The organism is Mesorhizobium sp. WSM4816, assembly GCF_055811535.1.
Genome location: NZ_JBVVQR010000014.1, coordinates 1 through 22,788, shown reverse-complemented (window position 1 = coordinate 22,788; position 22,788 = coordinate 1). Strand labels below are relative to the sequence as shown.

The following is a 22,788-nucleotide window of genomic DNA, read 5'->3' as shown; positions in this document are numbered from 1 at the left end:
GGCCCGTTTTGAGGCGTTTAGGCTCCCGCCGGAAATTGAGGCTGAAAATATTCATAGCAATTCAGAGGTAGTGGAAGATTTTTTGAAATCAAGCAAAACAGGTACGGGCCTGACTAGCAGAAATAATGCTTTTAAATGCCAGTTATTTTCGTTTGACGAACAGAACAGTCTCCTGCTTGCTAGCTGGGCGCGAACATGTTGTGTCAGAAAGTGAAAATCGAATTTTTAGACGGACTTCCAGATCTTCAGCCGTCGCAATTTTTATTTCAACCAGGAGATGCCGTGATGAAAAAACTCGTCCTCGCAGTTGCCTTGACAGTGGGCAGTTCGCTTTGCGCCATGGCGGCGAATGAGGTCACCAAAGCTCCGCCAGCCGCTCCTTACGAACAGGTCAGCAAGCTTGTGAAACTGCCCGACTTCCTGCCGGGCATGGGCCAACTTTTCGTCGATCCGACGACATTGCCTGCCGGACCATTCCTTGCCTATGACCACGATGGCGAGCTTGTCAGCACGATTTACATGCTGCCGATCAAAGACCTCAATCCGGACAAGCGTTTTGACGACCTCGCTTCACCCGGCGGCAATGTCGACCATGTGGACGTCTACTACAATGCCGGCCATCCGGGGGTAGAAGAGCCGCATGTCCATGTCGTGCTGTGGCATGTTTCGGCGGCTGACGAGGCACAGGTCGCCAAATGACACTGACGCGTCGTGAGATACTGGGCGCTGGCGGCGGGCTCGCCGCCGCCCTTTCCCTCTCTTCTCTGGCCGTGTTGGGTGGCGAGATGATCGAAGTCAAGATGCAAGGGCGCGACGACGGTTCACACGTCTGGTTCGACCCGATAGGCATTCTGATCAAACCAGGACAGACGATCCGCTGGACCAATCTCAATCCCGGCAATTCGCACACGACGACGGCATACAATCCCACAAACTTCGAGCGGCCGCTCCGCATGCCCAAAGCGGCAAAATCTTGGGATTCTGACTATCTACTGCCCAACGAAAGCTTTTCGGTTACTTTCACCGAGCAGGGGGTCTATGACTATTACTGCATTCCGCATGAGCATGCTGGAATGGTCGGTCGTATCGTCGTCGGCAAGCCCGAGGCGCATGACTGGACGGAGCTAACCGGAGCGAAGGGAGACCTACCGGAAGAGGCCGTCAAGGCCTTTCCGATGGTCGAAGACATCATGACGAAAGGGATAGTGCGGCGCGCCTAGGCATGCGTGCAGGATGCATGACACCAGCAACAGGAGAACCCAAACGACGATGCGAATGGGAGCCCGAGTTTCCTGTTTGTCGTCAATGATTGATAGGGGCGACCATCATGACCGGCAGCGCGTTTCCATACGATAATGAAACACGAGCGAAGCGCGACGAGCGTCAGGTAGATATGCCTCTCGGTGCTCGGGCCGCAGCCCAACAACGTGAGCGTGCCACACATCGGCTTGCCGCCTTAGGCGAGATGACTGGCGGTATTGCCCATGATTTCAGAAACCTCCTGGCAGTCATCGGATCCGGCCTGAGGCTTGCCGAAATAAGAGCCGAGGAGCCCGAAAGCGTGAGGACCTACATTGCTGCAGCGCGGCAGGGAATCGATCGAGGTATCGAACTGACGTCACTGGTACTGGCCTTCGCAAAACATCAGGAACTCGAAATCCACGCTGGCAATTTGAATGAATTCCTCAGGTCTTTTGAGCCTTTCCTGAGATATGGCGCAGGCCCCGATGTCCGCGTCAAGCTGGAGCTTGGTTCCGATATCCCGAACTGCTTGATCGACCCGGCGCTGTTCGACTCTGCAGTGCTTAATCTCGTAATGAACGCACGAGATGCGATGCCAAGTGGCGGGGAGATCCGCGTCACCACTGAGCGATTGGTGCAGACGGCCCCGACGCCTGACCTGCCCGGGCCCGAAACCTACGCATGCGTTCGCGTCAAGGACGGTGGTTGCGGCATGGCTCCGGAAGTCTTGCGAAAGGTGTTCGATCCTTTCTTCACGACGAAGGGTGAGAAGGGCACCGGGATAGGGATGTTGCAAGTGCAGGCATTGGCGCAAATGGTTGGTGGTCGGATCCGGATAAAGAGTGAGCGAGGGATTGGAACAACGGTCGACCTTCTGTTCCCGTCAATCCAAGCGGACCTTTAGACGCCCAACAACTCCTACAATTTGATGTCGGCGCTCGCGACGGAATGCAATCCTGCCAGGGCAGGACCTACCACGCTCTCGTCCGCACTTGCGGATTGCACCGCGTAAACCGGATAGGAGAACTGCGGCATTTCAGGCACAAGGTGCAGCCGGCCGGCCTCCATGTGAGGCCGCACAGAACTCATCCTGAAATATCCGGAGCCGCCAGTCGCAAGAACATAGCTCAGTGCGAGCGGACCGAGATCGAAAGAAAGATCCGGCGCAGCACTCGGGAAATTCATCCCGTGGTGAAGTTCAAAATCCGGCCCCCAATCCATATAAACATAATCGGATTCGTCCAGGAGGCGCGCTTCGGAATTGGTCGTCACGAGGACGAGTTTTTCCTCCAGAAGCAGATCGATCTTCAAACCCGGTCTGTGGGGGGGCGCGTACATGATAGCCAAGTCGACCATTCCTGACGCGACCTGATTGATCAAATCCTTCGGCACATCGACGTGTACTCGAAGTGCAATGTCCTGAAGCGACCCGCGCATCCATCGGACCCAATCGAGCAGAAGAGGTTGCGCTAGGCTGACTTCGCTGCCGACCGTCAGAACAGCTCGACGTCCCGGGGGCACGGCAACCTGGTGAAGGGTGCGTTGCCATAGTTGGACGAACATCGGGGCGTGGCGCAGAAATTGCTCACCGGCCGGGGTGAGAGAAGCTCCGCCTTTGTGGCGAACAAAAAGCGCGCGGCCCAATTGCTGCTCGAGGTTGCGAATCCGTGCGCTTACGGTCGTCTGGGCGACATTCAAGCGCTCCGATGCCCGAATGAAACTCCCTGTCGAAACGATCTCGATGAAAGTCCGGGCGAGTTCAATGTCCATAAAACATATAGCATAAAGATTGCGTTTAAATGTCAATCAATTTCGTTTGCTAGATAGCTAGTCAGAGCAATAGGCTTCGAGATTATCCACCCAGCTCTGCGCTGAATGCTGCGCAGCGCCGGTGGGAGGGAGCGCAAGCAAATGACCGACAGGACTTCGACCATGTCCCCAGTGCAGCAGGAACTTAGCGTCACCAGTGGTTTGCGCACGGTTGCACCCGCCCGGCACCATTCAAAGGTCGTGAAATTCATCAGCGAAGTCGCCAAGGCGGCGGCCAACGATGCACCGACCTCGGTTGAGATCTTCTCTGACAGCGGCCACTGGTACTGTCGGGTTCGCCGCGGCCATGAAAAGACCTGGCCGATGGGTCGCTATACCAAACAACAAGCCGAGCGGATCCAAGAAGCTCGGAGAATGTCGATCGCAGAAAGAGGAACCTCTCGGATCATGTTCGAGTAAGCGAGGATCTCACGATCACGCCGGCCTGACGGCAAGATCCACTGGCACGCGGAACGATTCCGAGGGTGAGCCCCATCAGTGGAACATTCCTTCAGTCTGCATGCTGGTTTGTGAGCGCGTCGTGCGCTTAAGACAGGAGAAAGGAATACGAAACGAACGTTCTGACCTCGGCCGTGTTGGCGCCTTCCGCCGGCCTTTCCTTTGCCCAGACGACGAGCGGAACTTCGGGCGAGACCTCCACGACCACAACCACGCTTTATCTGCCGGGCTTTCTAACCCGGCCAGTTGCCGGTGGGCCATTTCTTTAGCGAGACCCACCAGGGCATCGACCTTTTGCATCTGGTCCGCGTCACCGCCATTGGCGACGCGTTTCCGGATCGTCTTATCGCAATGCCCCTTGGGCGGCTAATGACCTGTACTTTTCGAAGATCGTCAGCTTCTGCGGATAGGTGATCCGTACCTTGGCGTTGCACCCGTCGCATCTGAAGTGCGCGATCGTTCTTAGCGCAGAGCCCTTCCTTACCGCCGGATGCCAGCAATCCGGACAATCGAATGTGAGCGCAACATCAGACAAGTCTTGGGCTAAACCCATTTCCATCTCCTTCGCAAGCGCTGTGGCTACACTCTGGCGGGACTCAATGGGGCAATGCAGATGCGAATCCGGCTGTGCTAACGCGAACAATTCGTCAGGGAAAGCCGCCAAGCTAGTGCGCCTTCTCTGCGCCCTTTGAGAGACGAAGAGACCTCAATTCATCCAGCAGTTCGCGCTCCTTGGTAGTAATGTTTCGGAAGATTGCGACAATCGCCACCGCTAAGGCCTCGGCATCCCGGCTTGAAGAGTCCATGTGTTCATCTGCGCAAACCTGATCGAACACGCGTTCGCAAATAGCCAGATCATGAGGGCTGAGGCAGGTGCGATTGAAACGCCGACGCAGCATCCGTGCGAACCTTTCAGGGCCTGTTGCCTTTGCGGCGGACTTTTTTTGCCGATGAACCGCTGAGGCGTGATTGGAATAAGTTTACTCGCTGACCGATAATTGATCTTTCAATAGTCCCAAAATCAGCGCGCACTCGCGCGCTCTATAGTGTCCAGCAATCATAAATTGGCGGTAGTCTCGCAGTTTTTGTTCTGGGACATGAAATCCTCGCCGAAATTCCGCCGCCTCTTTCGGAGTTCGTGCGCAACTGAGTTTACTGGCGGTGATTTTCAAACTCGCCAGTGAGCATTCGACCTTGGCTGCAATAACTTTCAAAGGTTCGTTATTAAAATATCCATCAAGAATTCTCTTGCGACGAGCTTCTGTTTTGAGGTTTGCGTTCATTTCGTTGCCTCCTCAACTACGCTTTCACCGTGCCAGACTCTATACGCACCACGTTGAAGAGTGTCGTTATCGTCGCATCCAGAAACTTATCTCGGAATGCATTTTCTTGCTGTAACCAAGCGTGATGGCTCTCTGTGGACTCGCGTTCCGCTGCTATTGCCAGATGCCTGTGATACACCACATGATTGCGGTTGCGATGGGCATACCGGAATCGGATACAGCACTACGCGATGGACGCTAAGAGGCAGGACAAGGCGCTTGCGAGACAGGCGATTGAGCGCGATCGACGTCGTTGGCCGCGCGAAGCTCAACCTGACAATGAGGCTGCCCCGTCACTTGCGCCGGCGCTCGAACCTTTGCCCTTTTCGACGCTCGAACTGGCGCCAGAAGATCAATTCGTCGCCTGGCAGACGCATATGGCTCCGCTTGTCGAGATCAAGTTGCCGGATGACAAATCGCTCGACGATGGCTTTCCCGCCGACCACACGGCCTGGAACCTCGGCGGCATGCTGATCGTTCAACAGCGCGCACCGGCACATAGTTATATGCGTTCTGCTGCGAAGCTTCGGTCCAGCTCAATCGATCACTGGTATATCGCTTTGCCGCATACTGGCCGGTCGTGGACGGAGGTCGATCGCCGCGTTGCGGAAAACCAGCCGGGCAAACTGGAGATTAGATCGCTTGGCTACCCGTTTCGGGGGAGGGCAACGGAATCCGAAAGTCTCTTTCTCTATTTGCCGCGTGATTTGTTCGCCGATGCGGCGGCAACCCTGGACGCAACGAATAATTCAATTCTGTCCGGCAACTTTGCCAACCTTTTGCTCGACTACCTCAAGAACATCGAAGCAAGACTGCGCAGTCTCACGGCTGACGATCTGCCCCGCATCGTGCACGCAACACGCAGCATGATCATTGCCTGCCTGTCGCCCCCGGCGGAACATGCCGCGGCCACCGAACAATTGGTGAGTGTCGCGCTGATGGAGCGAGCCCGTCGATACGTCCACAACAATCTGGATGCGGCTCATCTGACGCCGGATTCAGTGTGCCGGGCGCTCGGCGTCTCGCGTACTCGTCTTTATCAGTTGTTCGAACCGAGCGGTGGTGTTCTCCACTACATACAAAACCGCCGACTTCTGGCAGCCCATGTTGCGCTTAGCGATCCGGCGGACAGCCGGCGCATTGTTAATATTGCCGAAGCCGTCGGGTTTAGTTCAGCGGCTAATTTCAGCCGAGCTTTTAGCAAGGAATTCGGCTACAGCCCCCGCGAAGTCCGAAGCTCCGTGGTGTTACCGCGCCCCGCCCACTCTGTTTCGCATGCCGGACACGAGGGGGCCTCTTCCTTTGAACATTGGCTCAAAGCGCTCGGAAGCTGAGTACAAGATCGGGGATGGTTGAAGTGGGGCGGGCTTAAAACAGGGCGGGGAAGATCAGCCGCCTCATGTACCAGAATATTTTCGTGTCGCGTTCACCGCGCCATCAATTATAGCCGATCCCCGATTTATCAACCGACTGTTCATCGATGTCGCCGCGCATCACAGCGGAGCATACATTGCAACTACGCAGCATAAGACACTTGTTGAGACCGCGAGTCGTATGCTTGCCAAGTCAAGAAACAAAGAGATAGAGCGGTTCTGCGGTTCCTTGAAATGACGAACCGCTCTAGCCCGGATTATCTCACCAGCAAAGGGCTGCGTAGGCTGGCGGCGATCCCGGACAGCAATTAGCCGGTCGGGAACGGTGCAAGAGCGCCGCGCCGAGCAAGATATGTACGCCGGGATAAGTATTAGGATGCAAAGCCAACGACAGATCGGGCTCGTGCGTAGATGCTTGCAATGCTTGGCGGGGGCTCGGCGGCTTGGCGGGGGCTCGGCACAGGTGGCAGGCATCATGTTGGGGAGATGTCGTGCTGCCTGTGCCGATAGCCGCCGCTGCGCGGTCAAAGGTGGCGTCATTGAGTAAGCGTGCCAAGGTCGTTGGCGGCCGGCTGAGGTTTCTTCCGCCGCAGATCCCGACTCGGATCGAGCGGCCGCCTGAAGATGAGGGCTGGGTCCACGAGGCCAATCTCGACGGCTATCGAACCCAGATCATCATCGATAATGCCGGTGTGCGTCTATACAGCAAGAACGGCCGCGACTGGACCACGCACTACTGGCCCATCGCACTAGCCGTCGATCTGCCATGCCGGACTGCCATTCTCGACGGCGAAGTCATTGTTCCCGGCAAGCAGGGCGCTTCCGATTGCCCTGCGCTGGAAGCCGCGATCTGGAACGAGCCGAGCCGGCTGGTGTTCGTCACTTTCAATATGCTCCATCTCGACGGCCGCGATCTAGTCTCCTTGCCGCTGCTGCAGCGCAAGCAGGCGCTATGGCAACTGGTTGAGCCTGGCCTCGGCAAGATCCAATACAGTGAACACTTCGAGGGCAGTGCGCTGGCGCTCTTCCGCACCGTCGAGAAGATCGGGCTCAAGGGAATCATCTCGAAGCGTGCCGACAGCCGCTACAGGAGCGGACTGTCGAACACATGGCTGAAGACCAAATAATTCGAAGAAGCCGACTCCCGAGTTGGGGGCGTTTACGAGCCAGGCTCATGGGGTGTCCTCACCGATTTGAGGATCGTGCAAGATTACCACCATAGGAGACAGCGCTCTTCGCTTTTGGATCTGTCGAGTATCAACGCCGGCAATGAGCTGCATTGCGTTCTGCAACAGCTCGCTGGATAGTCTTGGCGATGTTGCAGACCTTGATGACTCATTGGCCCCAGATCCTCGCGATCATTTCGGTGCTGATGGCGGCCATCGGCATCGTCCACGCCATAATGACGAAGGAAGACGTCCGCGCCGCCACAGGTTGGGTCGGCGTGATGTTCCTGTCGCCATTCCTCGGCGCGATCATCTACGCCGTTGCCGGCATAAACCGCATCCGTCGTGCCACGATCAGCGCCATGCGGCCCCCTTCCAGCGAGGCGGCTTCCGCAAAACATGAGCGCAACTTTGCTGCCGAGGAATTGATTGCCGAGCGGTACGGCCAACGCTTCACCGGCCTGAAGACATTGGGCGACAGGGTGGCCCGGCGTGCCCTGACCTCGGGAAACGCGATTGCGATATTGGAGACAGGTGACGAGGCCTATGCCGCAATGTGCCGAGCGATTGATGGTGCTCAACGCGCTATCCTGCTCGAGACCTACATCTTCGACAATGACGATGTCGGGCGACTTTTCGTGGAATCTCTCGCCGGAGCCGTCCAGCGGGGTGTCAGCGTTCGCGTGCTGATCGATGCCGTCGGGGCGCGTTACTCCGTCCCCAGCATTCTTGGGCGCCTGCGAGAGGCAGGAATCACAGCAGACCTCTTCAACGGCAACATTGTCATGGGCCTGCGTCTTCCCTACGCCAACCTCAGAACGCACCGGAAGATCCTGGTCGTCGACGGCACGATTGCGTTCACCGGAGGGATGAACATCCGAAAGGGATTCTCAGCCGAGTTCGCCGGCTCCTCCAGCGCGAGGGACACGCATTTTCAGGTCACCGGGCCGGTCGTGGCCGACCTTTTTTCGGTTGCCGCCGAAGATTGGCGCTTCGTGAGCGGCGAGTTCCTGAAAGGCGACACCTGGCAAGTGGCCACGCTTCCCGCGGCTCCCGGTCAACCGATGCTGGCGCGGGCGGTTGCATCCGGGCCGGATGCCAGCATCGAAACGAACCACAACTTGCTGATCGGGGCATTTTCCGTCGCCCGCAAATCGATCCGCATCATGTCGCCCTACTTCCTGCCGGATCGGGAACTGATCAGCGCGCTGACGACCGCAGCCAGGCGAGGCGTCGAGATCGACATCGTGGTACCGGCGATGAACAATCTTTTCCTTATCGACCGGGCGATGACGGCGCAATTCGATCAGGTCCTGAAGCACTATTGCCGCGTATGGCGCACGCAGGGCTCGTTCGATCATTCGAAGCTGCTGTCGGTCGATGGAGTTTGGGCTTTTATAGGATCCTCCAATCTTGACGCCCGGTCCCTGCGGCTGAATTTTGAGATTGATGTAGAGGTTCTTGATGCAGGCTTTGCCGCGGAGATTGAAGCGCGGATCGGATCGGCAATCGCCTCCGCCACGTCTGTAACGATCGAAACCTTGAGAGCCCGGCCATTCATCGTTCGCCTGTTCGACCGAGTGTTGTGGCTGGGATCGCCCTACCTTTAGAGGCTTTCTCGTTCTGCCCGCGGCAATTCGGGCGACGCAGCCATCGCTCCTTTCGAGCGCCGCATCTCGTCAGGGCAGGAAGCAGCGATTGCAGATCCTGTTTGAGTGAGACAAAGCTAAGTCTTGAAGGTAGTGAGGACGAGCAGCAGACTCATGCAAAGAACTGGACAGAGCTTTCCTGCAAGTGTGCTCAAATCCATTCGCGACAGAAAGAAGCAGAAGGCGAAGGCTGCGCCGTCCGAAGGGACACGCCCTGCGGGGACTCTGGTCGCATCTTACAACGTTCACAAATGCGTGGGCGTCGACAGAAAGTTCGATCCCGAACGAATCGTTCGCGTCATCCGGGAAATCGGCCCGGATGTCATTGCGTTGCAGGAAGCGGACAATCGCTTTGGAGATCGTGCCGGCCTTCTGGATCTGCTGCGTCTCGAATTGGAAACAGGCCTGGTGCCGGTGCCGGTGTCCGGAAACGGCAAAGGACACGGCTGGCACGGCAACGTTCTGCTTTTCAAACGGGGCATAGTTCGCAATGTCCATCAGATAAAGCTCCCGGGGTTGGAGCCGCGCGGAGCCCTGGTTGCCGAAATCGATCTGGACGAGAAACGAACTCTGCGCATTATTGCAGCCCATCTCGGCTTGCTGCGCCGATCGCGCTCCGAACAGGCCCGTGTCGTGCTCGAAATCATGAACAGACCGGACGAAAAACCAACACTGCTGCTCGGCGATTTGAACGAATGGCGACTCGGAAACCGTTCCGCGCTGAATACGCTGCACACGACTTTCGGTCCCGCGCCACCGGCGGTCCCCACCTTTCCATCGAGTCTGCCGCTGCTGTCGCTCGACCGGATCATGGCAAATCGACACGGAATGATCTCATCCGTCGAAGCCCATGACACGCCGCTTTCGCGGGTCGCCTCCGATCATCTGCCGCTTATAGGATTCGTTCGCCTGTGATGTGGCTGCCCAGCCCCTTGAATGGAGATCGGTTCAAAGGGAAGCTCTAGCCGGACTGGCGGAGCGGGGCGGCCCTGCGGCTTTGGTTGCGGAGGAGGTCGCTGGGCCTGGCGAGCCTTCGGGGGCGTGCTCCACTTGGCTGAGAATTAAAGCTGATGCAATCGAAACCTTGGTTGCGAGTTCCAGCGGCACGCCGTCAATTCGCACGGGGCGGGCGGTTTGCTCCAGTCCGGAAATTCCGATTTGGAGGCCGCCATTGCACAGCTGCCCTGCGACATGCGAGTTTGTCTACCAAATGGCTCATCATGGGAGTCTCGTCATGTCCATTCGCCGGATTGCGTTGACCTCGGCAGCGGTCACGCTTGCCTTCACAACCCTCGCCCAGGCCAGGCCGGACACCCGCGCCATGACCTGCCAACAGACGCAGGCGCTAATCCAGAGCCATGGCTCGGCGGTGCTGACCACCGGCCCGAACACCTATGCCCTCTACGTCCGCCGGTACAGCAATGCGTGCGACTGGTCGGAAATCCCAGCGGTAGGGTTCGTGCCGACGCTCGATGGCCAGTGCTTGGTTCATCGATGCAGAGAGCCGCTCTACACTCCTCCCGGCTGACGGTGACGAGCATAGCTATTCTGCTGCGCCTTTCGGCAGGTAGCCCTTTTCCCGCAGATACGTGGTCAGGATCTTCTCGACCATCGATGACAGCATGTACTCGTATCGGCCTCGCCTTGGCAAAGCCGATCATCACGAAACCAATGGAGCTTCATCCAGTGCGAACCGCAACGATGGTCATTGCCAATCCCGCAACGACGCAAAGCATCACGGCTACTTGGAGCAGCCAGCTCCCAAAGAACTCAGGAGTCATGTTCCCCCCACCGCGGGTAAGCAAATGATCCCCCAAGCCGTACTCAGCATCGCGCGGCAGGGCAGAGCGTCAAGCCTGATCGCGTAAGCTACCCCACTTAGATAAATCAACGGCAAATGGCGGAGGGAGAGGACCTGAAATCCAACCTTCTCCACGAATCTGCGATCACCTTCGTAGTTGGGGTGTTCGGCTGATGCTTCAGTCGCCGGACCTGGTCGACCGGCGGAGCCGGCGTGCAATCTTGCCCTTGCATTCCTCGACAGGGTTATCGGCTGGTGGAAAGCAGTTTTGGCCATCGCAATGAACTGCCGGCAGGGAGGCACTTATGAGAATGCATCTTTCCACTTTCGCCGCGGGATTTCTGCTGCTGGCAGGTATCGGCACCGCTATCGCTCAGGACGTTGTCATCGCGCCTGAACAGGAGACGGTCATTAGGGAATACGTGAAACAGCAGCCGCTCGCATCAGTCAAAATCCCTGGAGTGGAGCTCAATCTCGGCTCAACCCTGCCCGAGACTGTCGAACTTCATGAAGTCCCCAACACCAACGCACCGTTGTCGTCGACAGCCGGACAGTTGTCGTTGACCCGGGCACACGCAAGATCGTCAAAGTCATCGAATGATCTAAGCGACTGGGAGCACAGCCCGCCGTGCTGAAAAGTGCGGCGGCTTTTTTGTCGTCCGGATGGAACACGATAAGGGCGACAATCGTTCGGGGCGGCAACACCGCGCCGTTCCGTCAGAAGAGGACAACAATGCGGGAAAGGCAAACCTTCACCGATAAAGAAAAACAAGACAGAAAGGAGCGCACGTCAGATGCTGCGCGGGAATTGATCGAGGTCGAGCGCACGGCACGAGACGCAAAGACAGCTCGGCTCCGGGAGCAGCGACTGAAGGCTGCTCTTCCTGCGGCGCCGGCATCAAAAGCGAAGACAACCCGGAACGGCGAGAAAACCTAGCAGGCGCTGCAGATGCGCTAGCTTTTCAGGCAGGCATGCCGATCACCTTGATCCAATCTTTCCCGCTATATCGCTTTTTCGTCGGAACAAAGCCCGTGTGCCGTAGTTAGTCCGCGATCGCACAGCCGTGCTTAAAAGGACAGATTTCATGAAAACGAGTTACTTGGCCTGCTTGGCCACCGCTACTGCTATCGCATTCGCAACGCCCGCCTTCACGGCGGAAAAAGCGCAGGATTTCGTCACCAAGGCCGCTGTCGGCGGGATGTTCGAGGTTGATTCAAGCAAGGTCGCCCAAGACAAGGTAAGTGCTCAAAACGTCAAGGACTTCGCACAAAAGATGATCGACGACCACGGTGCGGCTAACGCCAAGCTAGAGTCGATTGCAGGCGAGCAGAAGCTGCAGATCCCCGCCGATCTGGACGCCCCCCATCGGACCGATTTGCAGAAACTTCAGGACGGCAACGCACCGCTCGATCAGTCTTACGTCGAGATGCAGCGTAGCGCTCATGCCGACGCGGTTTCCTTGTTCGAGGAATATGCGAAAGACGGCGACAACGCTCCGCTTAAAGCGTTCGCCCAGGAGACACTGCCGACGCTCAAAATGCACAAGGAAATGATCGAAAAGATCGCCACAACAATCGGCACCGACCCTTCCTCGGCAACGAGTTCAACAACGCCGGCTGTCAAACCGACGGACACGCCCAATGCCGCCGCTCCTATTCCCGGCGCCAATAGCTTTACCGAGGACCAGGCCAAGAGTCGCATCCAGGATGCAGGTTATTCGAACGTATCCAAGCTCACCAAGGATGACCATGGCATCTGGCGCGGTCAGGCGAGCAAGGATGGGAAAAACACCGCAGTGGCGCTCGACTTCCAAGGCAACGTCATTGCCGGCAGCAACTGAACATTTCAAGGGAGAGACCGAGATGAAAACAGTAACTGGACTGTTCGACAACTACGACGACGCCTCCAAAGCCGTCGGTGAATTGGAAGCAACGGGAGTCCCGGCTGCCGATATCAGCATCGTGGCAAGCAATTCTAACGATTGGTACGATGACGATCGCTCCGAGGCCGGTGAGGATGCCGCCAGTGGCGCGGGAGTCGGAGCAGTGGTAGGTGGCACCGGCGGATTGTTGACAGGGCTGGGCATCATGGCCATTCCAGGCGTCGGACCGGTGGTCGCGGCGGGATGGCTTGCTGCCACAGCCGCGGGGGCACTTGCTGGCGCTGCGGTCGGCGGTGCTGCCGGAGGGATCATCGGAGCACTCACGGATTCCGGCGTGCCCGAAAGCGATGCCCATGTTTACGCAGAGGGCGTCCGCCGTGGCGGGACTTTGGTTACGGCCAAAGTTGCGGACGAGCTTGTGCCGAGCGCCGAGCAAATCCTCAATCAATCCAGATCGGTCGACTTAGCCGAACGCCGCAGGGACTATGAGGCGGCCGGTTGGACCGGGTTTGACGCCGCCGCCCAGGACTATACTGCCGATGAAATCGAGCGTGACCGCGCCCTGAACAACAACCGAATTTAATCGAGAAGCCCCGCCAACTGTCGTTGGCGGGGCTGAGTTCGTTATTAAGTGGTATCACTTCCACGCACGATTTCCCCTGAGAGTCTGCCGATACGCGGCGCATTCCGCCAGCCCGTCGATAATCCAGTGCCGACCTCGATCATCCGGTGCCTGCTTGCCTCTCCGGAATTGAGGCGGCAGGCGATGGCCTCCACGGTGTCATCTTCGATGGTGGAGGCCAGCTGCTTGCCAGCGCGCCGGCCTGCAGACCGCGAGGGGCGGCGGCGAAAGAAACACGCTCCTCAATGCCGACGGACACCTCAACATAAGGAGGCCGATTGCCGCAGGCGCAATCTCTCCGGAGTTGCTCGGGCGTCGTGCTCCCGAGTCTAGATAAGCTGTACATTTCGCAACAGCCTGGGACTACTCGAAGGCCGAGTTTCTGGGAACTTTTCTTGGCTCCGAACATTCCTGATCGCTTGGGAGTAAGGCAATACATGAAACAGGGGTTTTTTCCTGATGATCTTGGTGAAGCAGGATCGCTCTTGGACGAGAGGGGCTGCGAATTCCAGGCTTCGGATGATCCCTTCCTCACCAATGAGTTCGAAGATTTCTTCGAGAATGCCGCACTCGCACTCCACTTGGTGGGGAAAGACGGGACCATTCTGCGCGCCAATCGTGCAGAGCTGGAAACTTTAGGATATAGGGCCGAGGAATATGTAGGCCGCAACATTCGCGAATTTCATGCAGATTCGGAAGCGATCGAAGACATATTGAACCGCTTTGCCCGGCGGGAGCAAATTCAACACTACCGCGCACGGCTGCGCGCCAAAAATGGTTCGATCCGCTGGGTAGAAATAACATCCAACGTTCGCGCAGCAGGCGACCGCTTCCTCAATACGCGTTGTATCACCATCGATGTGACCGAAAAGGTCAAGGCGCAAGAGCTGATGCGCGAACAGGAGCAGCGACTTGCCATCACTTATGAGAACGCTGGCACAGGAATGGTGGAAGCAGACGCCGAAGGCCAGTTGTTGCGGGTAAATTCCCATCTATGCAAACTATTGGGCTACACACCGGAAGAGCTGATTGGACGATCCATTTTCGATCGCACCTTTCCCGCCGACGTTGAAGCAGATCGCGAGAAGTATCGACGGCAAGTGGCTGGCGAAATTGACAGCTACACGATGGAAAAGCGGTTTGTCTGCAAGAATGGGTCAATTGTTTGGGCTGTTGTGAATTCCTCAAGCGTTCACGACGGCAACGGGCAGTTTCGCTATGCCGTACGGGTGCAGCACGATATCAGCGAGCGCAAGCGGATTGAGGCAGCGCTTGCCAAACGGGCCGAGCAACAGGCCGCGATACATCAATTCACCGAAATGCTGCAGCATGCACGCACGCGAGAGGACATGTATGAGCCGGCGCTCGATGCAATCCAACGCGCGCTTCAATGCCAGCGTGCTTCGATACTGCTGTTAGATAGCAACGGACACATGAGGTTTGAGGCCTGGCGCGGCCTATCGGATACTTATCGCGTAGCGGTAGAAGGACACTCGCCTTGGTCAACGGAGAGCCAAAATCCGCAGCCCATCTGTGTCGGCGATGCAGAGAAAGCGGATTTTCCGGAACAGTTAAAACAGGCAATCCGGGCTGAAGGTATAGGCGCGGTCTGCTTCGTTCCGATTATGGAAGGTGGAAGACTCCTCGGCAAGTTCATGGCCTACTTCGATCAGCCGCAGAATTATTCGGAAGAGCAGATTGAAGTGGCCCGAACCATCGCTCGTCAGCTCGGTTTCGGCATTGAGCGCATAAAGGGCGAAAATGCCGCTCAAAGGCTGGCGGCGATCGTGGAGTCTTCCCATGACGCGATCGTCAGCAAGGATTTAAATGGAATCATATTAACGTGGAATCAGGGTGCTGAGCGCCTGTTCGGCTATTCAGCCTCCGAGGTAGTAGGCAAGCCCATTACAATAATCATCCCCCAGGACCGACGGGCGGAGGAACCCTTAATTCTGGGTCGCATACGCAACGGTGAGCTTGTCGATCATTTTGAAACGATCCGGCGCCGCAAGGACGGGTCCCTGGTGGATATTTCTCTCACAATATCGCCGGTGCGAGATGCAACGGGCAGTATCGTGGGTGCTTCCAAAATTGCTCGGGATATAACTGAGCAAAAAATCGCCGAAGCAAAGGTGCGCGACAGTCAACGCCACCTTCAGGATTTGCTCGCCGCCATCCCCGCTGCAATCTATACAACCGATCAGCACGGCAAGATCACATATTTCAATGAAGCCGCGGTGCACCTCGCGGGCCGCACACCGGTGATCGGCAGTGATCAATGGTGCGTCACTTGGAAGCTTTATTGGCCTGATGGAACGCCGCTTCCTCACGACCAGTGCCCAATGGCTGTTTCCCTTCGCGAAGGGCGACCGGTTCGGGGAGTTGAGGCGATCGCCGAGCGGCCGGACGGCACCCGGATTCCGTTCATTCCTTATCCGACGCCGATGCGTGATGCCGCTGGCAAAATCATTGGCGGCATTAACATGCTTGTCGACGTAAGCGAGCGCAAGCAAGCCGAAACACAACAGCGAGTCCTGCTCAACGAACTCAACCATCGCGTTAAAAACAACATGATGATGTTGAGGTCCTTGCTTTCGGTGGCGGCGAGAGAGAGCCAAAATTCCGAAGCCCGCAAGACGCTGGAGGAGGCAAGCAAACGGGTCGCAACCATGGCTGCGGCCCAACGCGTACTGTATGACACGCCAGACGCCTCCAATTTCAGCGCACCGCTGTTCCTCAAGGCGATCTGCGAAACCGCGAAGCTCATGTTTCCAGCGAACATTCAATTAGTTTGCAACGCCGATCCCATCCAATTGCCGAACGATATCGCGATGCCGCTTGCCCTTATCGTCAATGAGCTTTTGATCAACGCGGTCAAACATGGATCAACGGCCAAGGCAAGCGCGACCATTCGGGTTGGCATTAGGCAGAATGGTCGAAAGCAGGTGTTGACGGTCGAGGATGAAGGTCCAGGTTTCGATCTGGGTGCCGTGCGTCATTCCTCGTCGGGCTTGCGGCTCGTTCAGGGTTTGGCGCGACAGATTCGTGGAACGTTGGAAGTGGCACGAGATCCGTCTCGTTGCGTGGTGATTTTTTCTCAGGCCCCGGGGGAGAACGGCATTGAAGTCAAGAACGGCAATATTTGAGACGAGCCGAACGGGGGATTCCAGCGGGACTTTCAGACCTCGGTTGGTCTTCTCCAGAGAAGATGAGATCGGTTCAGAAGCGAGATTTTCCGGCAAGCCATCTATAATGATCGTCGAAGACGACTACCTGATTGCGCTTGACGTCGAGGCAGGCCTCAGCGACGCCGGGTTCGTGCTGGCTGGGATAGCCAGCACAGCCGAGGAGGCCATCACAATTGCGCGTTCGGCTCGGCCTGCGATTGCCCTGATGGATATCCGCTTGCTTGGCAAGCTGGACGGAATAGATACGGCGTTGGAACTATACCGGGATTACGGTATACGATGCGTCTTTGCGACCGCGCACGCTGACCGCGACGTAAAGCTTCGGGCCGAAGCGGCAAGACCACTCGGGTGGGTTCAGAAACCCTACTCGACAGCGATGCTGATCGAAGCCATTCAAAAGGGCTTTCAGGAGCTCGGCGAAGAAGGCTGATCCGCCGCACGTAGACATTGCATCGCTGATCGGGCTTGATCGTGCCTCGATCCTGAGAGAAGCGCGTCTCTTGCGCCGTGATCTAGGCTTTCCCTGCAGTCGACTATCACGCACCTAAAACGGCCGGCCGGCCTGGATCATTGCGCGCGCGATCGCGAGCTGCGTCTCGACCTTGCTAGGTGCTATGACCGCGGGCATCTCAAGTCGTGGGATTCACGCACGATCCGCTAAGTACGCCGAAGGCGCGACGGTCTCTTGGGTGTGGCGTTTTCTCAGATGTAGATATAAGGGGTCGAATTCGGCAAACTCGGCCAGTCTGGTCGGATCGGGTATCGTCACACGCTTGCCATCGAAAAGGACAAGCCCATTCTCCCGCAGTGCCTTGAGCGTTTTGTTCACGTGCACAGTTGAAGCTCCAAGTATATCCCCGCGATCCTCCTGCGTGACGGGAAAGTCGAATTTTCCTTCGTCGGCAAGGCCGACCGCCTCCAGGCGTGCCAGCAATTCGCAAAAAAGATGCGCCATCTGGCGATTGGCCTGCCTGCGGCCCGAGCCGACCAGCCATGCGCGCATCGTTCCCTCGTCAACCAGAGTCGACCACCATAGAGCTCGCACGATCCGCGGGTTGTTGATCAAGTCTTCGATCGTTGCCCGGGGAATTTTCACAATGCGAGACGACGCCAACGTTGCGATGCCGTGATCCATCTGACCAAGGATAGCGACATGCAGGTTGCAGAAGTCTCCCGGAAGCAGCAACGCCGTTATAGAACGATTGCCGTTCTCCAGCAGCGTGTAGCGGCAGCCCAGACCTTCCATAACGAGATGCACATTGTCGGGCTTATCTCCCTCTTCGATGATAGATTTGCGCGCCGAAACCTCTACCGTGTGCTCGCAAAGCTTTTCCAGCCGCGCGCGGTCCTCATCGCTCAGCGTGGTACCGTACTCAAGTTTGGAAACGAGTGGATTTGAAGTCATCTCACAGGATACATCGCGGTTGCTTTCCTCGTCAAAGATACCGCTCCCTTCGCCGCGGTGTTCGAAACAGAACCAGTGCGGCGTCTGCCTCGGCCTGGCAAATCCCCATCCTGCATTCTTGCCGCAGCCGGTATGCTCGCACCGATGGTGTTGAATGCCAGGGCGCGTGACGGGCAACGGGGACGCGGATCAGTTCTTCGCTCATAGCAGTGCTATCGGATCGATCATGTGCTGGCTGTGGTTCGATTTCTGGTCTTTGACGGTCGCGTTTACGTCCCGACTCACCCGATAGAACTGCAGTTGGCCATCCAGGTTGAGATCGAGCAGCTGTTTTGCTGCTTCTTTCGATCCTGGCGTTAAACATCGCCCCACAGCTCTCGCAGCATTATGCCACGCTTGACCGCCTTGACTGACGAGGAATATGTTCCTTATTCAGATGCATCAGAGCAGGATGGGCTATGGGAAAGCGCCAAAACGCGCCAGCCGGGAAAGCTATTTCTGAATTGGAACTGGTTGCCCAGCAGGCCATAGCTGCGGCAGGAGGCGATTCCGTGATTGCCCTGCTGAACGTGCTTGTCCGGAATGCTGAACTCGAGCGCGAGCTTGCCTTGTCGCGGGCAGCGGTCTCGAGTGGCTTTTCTCGTGGCTGGCATAAGGCGCGACCCTAGCCATGGCAACAACAGCGGAGGACAATTTCCGGATCGAGGTTTGGGACCGCGAGGAGAAAGCGCTTGTCGAGACCATCTGTCGATCGCCGGACTCATTTGTCAGCCAAGCGGCCTGGCAAACCGCCATCCGGCGTCGACCCGGCATGCTCCTGATCCACTACAACAGCCGGCATGTGGTGGAAAAGATCATCACCCCCGGCGAGCCGACAGTGTTGCCGCAGACCATCGTTGAGGGCAGTATACATGCCGGGCTGGACGTATCGCTGGGTGATCTCCGCGGATGGCACACATTACGCGCCTGGTGCAGAAACTGCTCGCACCATGCGGAGGTCAAGGCGCCGGCCCTCATCAGGCGCTACGGCAGGGACGCGCTCTTCAGCACGGTCGAAAGGGCACTTTTCTGCACGAGTTGCGAGCGGGGAGGGCCGGTTCGGCTGGAGATTCATAAGCTGCCGAGGAACTGAAAGGATGTGAAGGATGCAGGACCTATTCGATTTTCTACAAATCAACTCGGCGCTGGTGCTGGCCAACCCAATAGCTTTTGCTACGTTCGCCGTCCTTTTTGCAGGAGGAGGCTCCTTGTCGGGCGCTACTTTTTGACCGAGCGCATCGCCAATCTGGAAAGCCGCATCGAATGACGCGATGACGAGATTACGGCGCTCAAAGAGGGACGGTCATCCGCAGAGGAATCGAATCTGCCGATGCTGCCCATCATAGCCACTAAAGCCAACAACTGGGGAGAGGAAGAGATTGCGCCGCTCACTGGGAGTCTATCTACCCACACTGAAAACAGGATACGTCTAAGTCAGTCGTGATAGGCATCGTTGCCAGCGAGTGGCCCGGCGCTCCTTGCCATCCTGCGAGGATGAGCGACAAGCCTTTCTCCGGACAGGGCGCCTAAGCTACCCGAGAAAGATCATCCTGTTGGAGCCCGACGGTTTAAAACGTGTAGGTGCAGCCACTCGCTACCGTGCGGAAGCGACGTTTGGCACTTCGACCACTATCCTCACTCCTCCCTCGGACCACTCCCTGTCCGCAGACACGTGAAAGCTGTTGCCGAATGGTGCGCTGCATGAATGGCTGCTCACGGTCGGCAGTGAAAAGGAACGCCGCGCACTCCTCGCCTAGGTCCCGTTCTAGAGGCCCGGTTACTTCATGCGAACCTGTGCCACGCTGTCCCTGTAGTCCGCTTTCGGGTCGCCCATCCCAAGGAAAAGTTTCACCCCGGCGACGATGCTGGATGCATCTTTCCAGATTTCGGCGTCCGCAGGATCGAACCTGAGTAAGCAGAGTTTTGGATCTTCCTTGCCTCCTTCGAACCAAGCGGCGACGAAGCGATTCCACAATCGGTCGATGACTGCCCGATCATCGTCGATCCTCAGTGTGCCTTCGACGGTGGCGAACAGGTCGTGTCCTTTGGCGGTGTAGACCAGTGTTGCTTCCTTTGCAGATGCAACGGCCTCGGCCAAGTCGGTGTCCTTCGCTGTGAAGCAGTATATAACGTTGCGGTCACCATCGAACTGCGCTGTCATCGGTCGAGGGTGGACGCCCGGGACGCCGATCATTGCCGTCATGTCGGAACGGATCGAATCCCAAAACTTGCTTTTGAATTCCTCATCGTTGTCGGGCATGGCTTCTCTCCTGTGAGAACGCCAAACGCCGCGCGTCTGCCGTGGTTCCAAGCTCTGCAGGCAACAGGCAGAATCTGGCCCGCCGCAGATCAGGATGGCGTGACGACGAACATGGCCATCAGCAGGGCGCCTTGACGGCACCCGAAATGCCGCCCCAATCGGGATTATGTGGCTTATTGGGGATTCGCATGAACCGATTTCTCTTTGTGATCGCCGACTTTCTGTCCCGTCCGCCCGGCTTCTATGTGCTGCTCGCCGCGATGATAGCCTGCACTGCGATGGTTCCTTTCGGGCTCACAAACGTAATCACCTATGCGCTTTCTGTAGCTGCGATAGTGATTACCGGGGTCGTACTGATCCAGGGTTCCCGCGACACCGCTGCCATCCATGCGAAGCTCGACGAGATCATCGTTGCATTGAAGGAAACGAGGAACAATGTCGTCGGGCTGGAGCACGCCGAGCCTGAGGAGATCAAAGCCCATTTGGCGCGGCTTGAATTGGAAGCAGCGGCGGCTGATCAAGAAGCTAAGCACGAGGGAGTCCGTGGCGCCTAATTACGCCAGCGGCTGCCAAGCACTGGCCGCGGGAAGCGCAGAAGCGGAAGGCCGCATGACCCGAGCTGAGATCAGCGACCGCAGCTCTTGCGGCTCAAGCCGCGCCTCTCAGCGAAGTGAAATCCGGAATTGGCGAACTGGTGAGCCTGCAAGGGGAACATATGGCCGGAAGTTCGGGACGTGCAGTATGGTCTTGGTTCCCTCTCAAGATTGCTGCAGATCGGAGATGCACCGATCGGGGCCCGCGCTCTCCGCCAGAGGCGCGGACTTTATTACTCGCACGGAACACCAGGGGCGCAAGTGCGCGTTTCGCGGGCATGAAGCAACTTCTCAGCGAAATGGCCGTTTTGGCAGATCCAGGCTTTTTGGGTCGCGGTGGCAGTTGTTCTGGTTCCTTACGCCATCGGCGTCGCACTGCTTGTCTGGGTGGCTGGTTGACGGTTGATTGTGTCGCTCCCCGACAGCCGCCCTTTCCCTTCCCGCGCCGTTGGGGTCGGGTCTTGGTCAAAATTTACATTAGAAGCTTGGAACATAAGTGAGGCAGAGAACATTGTTGGCGCCATGACAAGAACGATGGCGACAAACTTCCTGAGTGGTTTCCGGGCAACCTGCCCGAGGATCCAGTGATCCTAGCCGATATCAAGAAAAGAATTTCGAGAGAGACCGACGGTAAAATTGGGCCGGACGGTTTGGCGGTCAAGAAGGCCAGGCGGGATCGCAATCTGGTTGAGGAATGGGAAGAAGCTGACGCCGCCCTCGACAGCCATCCGTCTGTGGTTCCGTCCGTGGTGCCGTTCCTGGTTCTGTATGTGCTCTCAATGTTGGGCTTGGCATGGTACGCCCTCGCTGGCAGGTATTTTCTATAGCGCCTCGAGTTTCCATGAAGGCAGGAGGGCCGGACGAGGCGAGGCCCCGTTCCATCAAAGTCTAACGACTGGGAACACGCACTGGAAAGCACGTGCGGTAACAGTTGATTCAACCATTGCTGGTATTTTGGCGAGTCTGATAGCGGCTCCGACAGTAGCGCGGGGTGGCGAATTGCCGGAGCCGCCTGCGCAGCCCTTGGGGTGACCGCGCCGTCCTATTTTGGGACAGCGCGGTCAACGATTCGTTAAAATCGGAACTAATTAAGCGCATACTAAATTGCGGTTTACCGACTCCTTGGGGCCGCACCTGATAGGCCCGTGCCGAAAGGTGCGGCGGGACTTCCGATGCAGGCGAGTAGTCGCCGTCCAATCTACGGCGCCAGTTATCCTCGCCCTCTACCAACATCTGAGCACCCCCTAATTTGCCCCTCATCTTCTCTGGTTTTCTCCCCCTGTCTAAGTGAAGGCGACCGTCCGGTCATTCGCCATGGGGTCAGCCGTCGAGCGAGCCGCCCGAGGAACTGTGGCGTGGGACACAAAGGGGCCAAGATGGACGAAAGCGGTCCAATCAAGCGTTGACGTAGTGTCGCCCCAAGAGGGCCGTGAAGCCTTTGAGGCGGCGGCCAAGGAGGCGAGCGTATATCTCTCGCCTGAGTAGGAGATATCATGGCGACCCTTTGGTTCGTCCCTCCGGTGTTCGTGAAGACTGAAACGGCAGGTGCCAGGCATGGCTGCAATAATGCGAGGGCAGCCCTTGAGCAGCTCAAGACGTGGACCCGGAGAGGACCTCGCTGGCACAAGGCGTGGACCCTCTGCCTGTCAGCACTGGAGGGCAATCCGATTGACCCTCACGTGATCCGAAAGGCTTTCGTGGCTGCCGCTAAGGAGGCGGAGATGTATCTCTCGCCCGAGTAAGGGACGGCCCGACAGCCACCTGGGGGGCGACGATCGGGCCGCCGGGCCAGCGGGGGCGTTTGGGTCGCCGGCCACGCGAACTATATGCCGCTGCATGCGTCATCGCTAATTTAGTAAAATGGTCATGGTCCGTTCTCCTAGCCATCAAATCGGATGAGCCTAGAATCGAATCGGTGCGTAAAATTGTAAGTACCGGCGTCGGCCGGCTTGAGTTCATCCGACCGATGATGCCCAC

At 57.4% G+C, this 22,788-nt stretch carries 21 protein-coding genes and 1 pseudogene; 18 read left to right on the top strand and 4 right to left on the bottom strand.

What is annotated here, in order from left to right; genetic code table 11:
- Positions 1–285: 285 nt before the first annotated feature.
- The 3 genes from AC0L3H_RS16695 to AC0L3H_RS16685 all read left to right on the top strand — a co-directional run bounded on the left by AC0L3H_RS16695 (position 286) and on the right by AC0L3H_RS16685 (position 2,146).
- Complete coding sequence (locus tag AC0L3H_RS16695) at positions 286–699, top strand: DUF5602 domain-containing protein (protein ID WP_027153955.1); 414 nt, start codon at positions 286–288, stop codon at positions 697–699.
- A complete protein-coding gene (locus AC0L3H_RS16690) occupies positions 696–1,220 on the top strand; it encodes a plastocyanin/azurin family copper-binding protein (RefSeq protein WP_473493176.1) in 525 nt (174 codons plus the stop codon). Before AC0L3H_RS16695 ends, AC0L3H_RS16690 begins: the two co-directional genes overlap by 4 nt.
- 107 nt (positions 1,221–1,327) lie before the next feature.
- Positions 1,328–2,146 (top strand): ATP-binding protein, encoded by an 819-nt coding sequence (locus AC0L3H_RS16685; protein ID WP_473586196.1) that lies wholly within the window; start codon positions 1,328–1,330, stop codon positions 2,144–2,146.
- A gap of 14 nt (positions 2,147–2,160) precedes the next feature.
- Here the strand turns inward: AC0L3H_RS16685 and AC0L3H_RS16680 are convergent, their stop codons facing one another.
- The gene (locus AC0L3H_RS16680) at positions 2,161–3,012 is read right to left on the bottom strand and encodes a LysR family transcriptional regulator (RefSeq protein ID WP_027153958.1); all 852 of its coding nucleotides are present in this window, start codon (positions 3,010–3,012) and stop codon (positions 2,161–2,163) included.
- Positions 3,013–3,153: 141 nt separating this feature from the next.
- Between AC0L3H_RS16680 and AC0L3H_RS16675 the strand changes: the two genes are divergently transcribed.
- Positions 3,154–3,471 (top strand): hypothetical protein, encoded by a 318-nt coding sequence (locus tag AC0L3H_RS16675; protein WP_473586195.1) that lies wholly within the window; start codon positions 3,154–3,156, stop codon positions 3,469–3,471.
- 1,019 nt (positions 3,472–4,490) lie between these two features.
- On the opposite strand, the gene AC0L3H_RS16670 is transcribed toward AC0L3H_RS16675, so the two are convergent.
- Positions 4,491–4,793, bottom strand: coding sequence for a hypothetical protein (locus tag AC0L3H_RS16670; RefSeq protein WP_473586194.1), 303 nt, complete (start codon positions 4,791–4,793; stop codon positions 4,491–4,493).
- 230 nt (positions 4,794–5,023) lie between these two features.
- Between AC0L3H_RS16670 and AC0L3H_RS16665 the strand changes: the two genes are divergently transcribed.
- From AC0L3H_RS16665 to AC0L3H_RS16615, 11 genes and pseudogenes are all read left to right on the top strand, one after another.
- Complete coding sequence (locus tag AC0L3H_RS16665) at positions 5,024–6,166, top strand: helix-turn-helix domain-containing protein (RefSeq protein ID WP_473586193.1); 1,143 nt, start codon at positions 5,024–5,026, stop codon at positions 6,164–6,166.
- A gap of 569 nt (positions 6,167–6,735) precedes the next feature.
- The gene (locus AC0L3H_RS16660; RefSeq protein WP_473586286.1) at positions 6,736–7,332 is read left to right on the top strand and encodes an ATP-dependent DNA ligase; all 597 of its coding nucleotides are present in this window, start codon (positions 6,736–6,738) and stop codon (positions 7,330–7,332) included.
- A gap of 188 nt (positions 7,333–7,520) precedes the next feature.
- On the top strand, positions 7,521–8,981 hold the full coding sequence (locus AC0L3H_RS16655) for a phospholipase D-like domain-containing protein (protein WP_473586192.1): 1,461 nt from the start codon (positions 7,521–7,523) through the stop codon (positions 8,979–8,981).
- 153 nt (positions 8,982–9,134) lie between these two features.
- Positions 9,135–9,935 carry an endonuclease/exonuclease/phosphatase family protein gene (locus tag AC0L3H_RS16650; protein ID WP_473493268.1) on the top strand — a complete coding sequence of 267 codons (801 nt, stop codon included), beginning with the start codon at positions 9,135–9,137 and terminating at the stop codon, positions 9,933–9,935.
- Positions 9,936–10,254: 319 nt separating this feature from the next.
- The gene (locus AC0L3H_RS16645; protein ID WP_091591761.1) at positions 10,255–10,548 is read left to right on the top strand and encodes a hypothetical protein; all 294 of its coding nucleotides are present in this window, start codon (positions 10,255–10,257) and stop codon (positions 10,546–10,548) included.
- Between the two features lie 578 nt (positions 10,549–11,126).
- A pseudogene (locus AC0L3H_RS16640) lies at positions 11,127–11,422 on the top strand (DUF1236 domain-containing protein).
- A gap of 27 nt (positions 11,423–11,449) precedes the next feature.
- On the top strand, positions 11,450–11,758 hold the full coding sequence (locus AC0L3H_RS16635; protein ID WP_473586191.1) for a hypothetical protein: 309 nt from the start codon (positions 11,450–11,452) through the stop codon (positions 11,756–11,758).
- Between the two features lie 148 nt (positions 11,759–11,906).
- The gene (locus AC0L3H_RS16630; RefSeq protein ID WP_473586190.1) at positions 11,907–12,662 is read left to right on the top strand and encodes a DUF4142 domain-containing protein; all 756 of its coding nucleotides are present in this window, start codon (positions 11,907–11,909) and stop codon (positions 12,660–12,662) included.
- Positions 12,663–12,684: 22 nt separating this feature from the next.
- Positions 12,685–13,287 carry a hypothetical protein gene (locus tag AC0L3H_RS16625; protein WP_473586189.1) on the top strand — a complete coding sequence of 201 codons (603 nt, stop codon included), beginning with the start codon at positions 12,685–12,687 and terminating at the stop codon, positions 13,285–13,287.
- Positions 13,288–13,721: 434 nt separating this feature from the next.
- On the top strand, positions 13,722–16,472 hold the full coding sequence (locus AC0L3H_RS16620) for a PAS domain S-box protein (protein ID WP_473586188.1): 2,751 nt from the start codon (positions 13,722–13,724) through the stop codon (positions 16,470–16,472).
- Between the two features lie 106 nt (positions 16,473–16,578).
- On the top strand, positions 16,579–16,944 hold the full coding sequence (locus tag AC0L3H_RS16615) for a response regulator (RefSeq protein ID WP_473493167.1): 366 nt from the start codon (positions 16,579–16,581) through the stop codon (positions 16,942–16,944).
- 213 nt (positions 16,945–17,157) lie between these two features.
- Here the strand turns inward: AC0L3H_RS16615 and AC0L3H_RS16610 are convergent, their stop codons facing one another.
- Positions 17,158–18,096 carry a Crp/Fnr family transcriptional regulator gene (locus tag AC0L3H_RS16610; protein WP_473586187.1) on the bottom strand — a complete coding sequence of 313 codons (939 nt, stop codon included), beginning with the start codon at positions 18,094–18,096 and terminating at the stop codon, positions 17,158–17,160.
- A 493-nt stretch (positions 18,097–18,589) separates the two neighbouring features.
- Here AC0L3H_RS16610 and AC0L3H_RS16605 point away from each other — a divergent pair, with 493 nt between their 5' ends.
- Entirely contained in the window at positions 18,590–19,051 is a 462-nt protein-coding gene (locus AC0L3H_RS16605; RefSeq protein WP_473586186.1) for a hypothetical protein, read from the top strand.
- A 684-nt stretch (positions 19,052–19,735) separates the two neighbouring features.
- Here AC0L3H_RS16605 and AC0L3H_RS16600 read toward each other — a convergent pair.
- The gene (locus tag AC0L3H_RS16600; protein ID WP_473586185.1) at positions 19,736–20,218 is read right to left on the bottom strand and encodes a pyridoxamine 5'-phosphate oxidase family protein; all 483 of its coding nucleotides are present in this window, start codon (positions 20,216–20,218) and stop codon (positions 19,736–19,738) included.
- Between the two features lie 188 nt (positions 20,219–20,406).
- On the opposite strand from AC0L3H_RS16600, the gene AC0L3H_RS16595 reads away from it, so the two are divergent.
- Together AC0L3H_RS16595 and AC0L3H_RS16590 are read left to right on the top strand one after the other, a co-directional pair.
- Complete coding sequence (locus tag AC0L3H_RS16595; protein WP_473586184.1) at positions 20,407–20,772, top strand: low affinity iron permease family protein; 366 nt, start codon at positions 20,407–20,409, stop codon at positions 20,770–20,772.
- Between the two features lie 1,532 nt (positions 20,773–22,304).
- Positions 22,305–22,553 carry a DUF982 domain-containing protein gene (locus AC0L3H_RS16590; protein ID WP_473586183.1) on the top strand — a complete coding sequence of 83 codons (249 nt, stop codon included), beginning with the start codon at positions 22,305–22,307 and terminating at the stop codon, positions 22,551–22,553.
- Positions 22,554–22,788: the final 235 nt, after the last annotated feature.

Coding starts and splice junctions, on each gene's coding strand:
- AC0L3H_RS16695 (WP_027153955.1), top strand. CDS start 286: ATGAAAAAACTCGTCCTCGCAGTTGCCTTGACAGTGGGCAGTTCGCTT.
- AC0L3H_RS16690 (WP_473493176.1), top strand. CDS start 696: ATGACACTGACGCGTCGTGAGATACTGGGCGCTGGCGGCGGGCTCGCC.
- AC0L3H_RS16685 (WP_473586196.1), top strand. CDS start 1,328: ATGACCGGCAGCGCGTTTCCATACGATAATGAAACACGAGCGAAGCGC.
- AC0L3H_RS16680 (WP_027153958.1), bottom strand. CDS start 3,012: ATGGACATTGAACTCGCCCGGACTTTCATCGAGATCGTTTCGACAGGG.
- AC0L3H_RS16675 (WP_473586195.1), top strand. CDS start 3,154: ATGACCGACAGGACTTCGACCATGTCCCCAGTGCAGCAGGAACTTAGC.
- AC0L3H_RS16670 (WP_473586194.1), bottom strand. CDS start 4,793: ATGAACGCAAACCTCAAAACAGAAGCTCGTCGCAAGAGAATTCTTGAT.
- AC0L3H_RS16665 (WP_473586193.1), top strand. CDS start 5,024: ATGGACGCTAAGAGGCAGGACAAGGCGCTTGCGAGACAGGCGATTGAG.
- AC0L3H_RS16655 (WP_473586192.1), top strand. CDS start 7,521: ATGTTGCAGACCTTGATGACTCATTGGCCCCAGATCCTCGCGATCATT.
- AC0L3H_RS16650 (WP_473493268.1), top strand. CDS start 9,135: ATGCAAAGAACTGGACAGAGCTTTCCTGCAAGTGTGCTCAAATCCATT.
- AC0L3H_RS16645 (WP_091591761.1), top strand. CDS start 10,255: ATGTCCATTCGCCGGATTGCGTTGACCTCGGCAGCGGTCACGCTTGCC.
- AC0L3H_RS16630 (WP_473586190.1), top strand. CDS start 11,907: ATGAAAACGAGTTACTTGGCCTGCTTGGCCACCGCTACTGCTATCGCA.
- AC0L3H_RS16625 (WP_473586189.1), top strand. CDS start 12,685: ATGAAAACAGTAACTGGACTGTTCGACAACTACGACGACGCCTCCAAA.
- AC0L3H_RS16615 (WP_473493167.1), top strand. CDS start 16,579: ATGATCGTCGAAGACGACTACCTGATTGCGCTTGACGTCGAGGCAGGC.
- AC0L3H_RS16605 (WP_473586186.1), top strand. CDS start 18,590: ATGGCAACAACAGCGGAGGACAATTTCCGGATCGAGGTTTGGGACCGC.
- AC0L3H_RS16600 (WP_473586185.1), bottom strand. CDS start 20,218: ATGCCCGACAACGATGAGGAATTCAAAAGCAAGTTTTGGGATTCGATC.
- AC0L3H_RS16595 (WP_473586184.1), top strand. CDS start 20,407: ATGAACCGATTTCTCTTTGTGATCGCCGACTTTCTGTCCCGTCCGCCC.
- AC0L3H_RS16590 (WP_473586183.1), top strand. CDS start 22,305: ATGGCGACCCTTTGGTTCGTCCCTCCGGTGTTCGTGAAGACTGAAACG.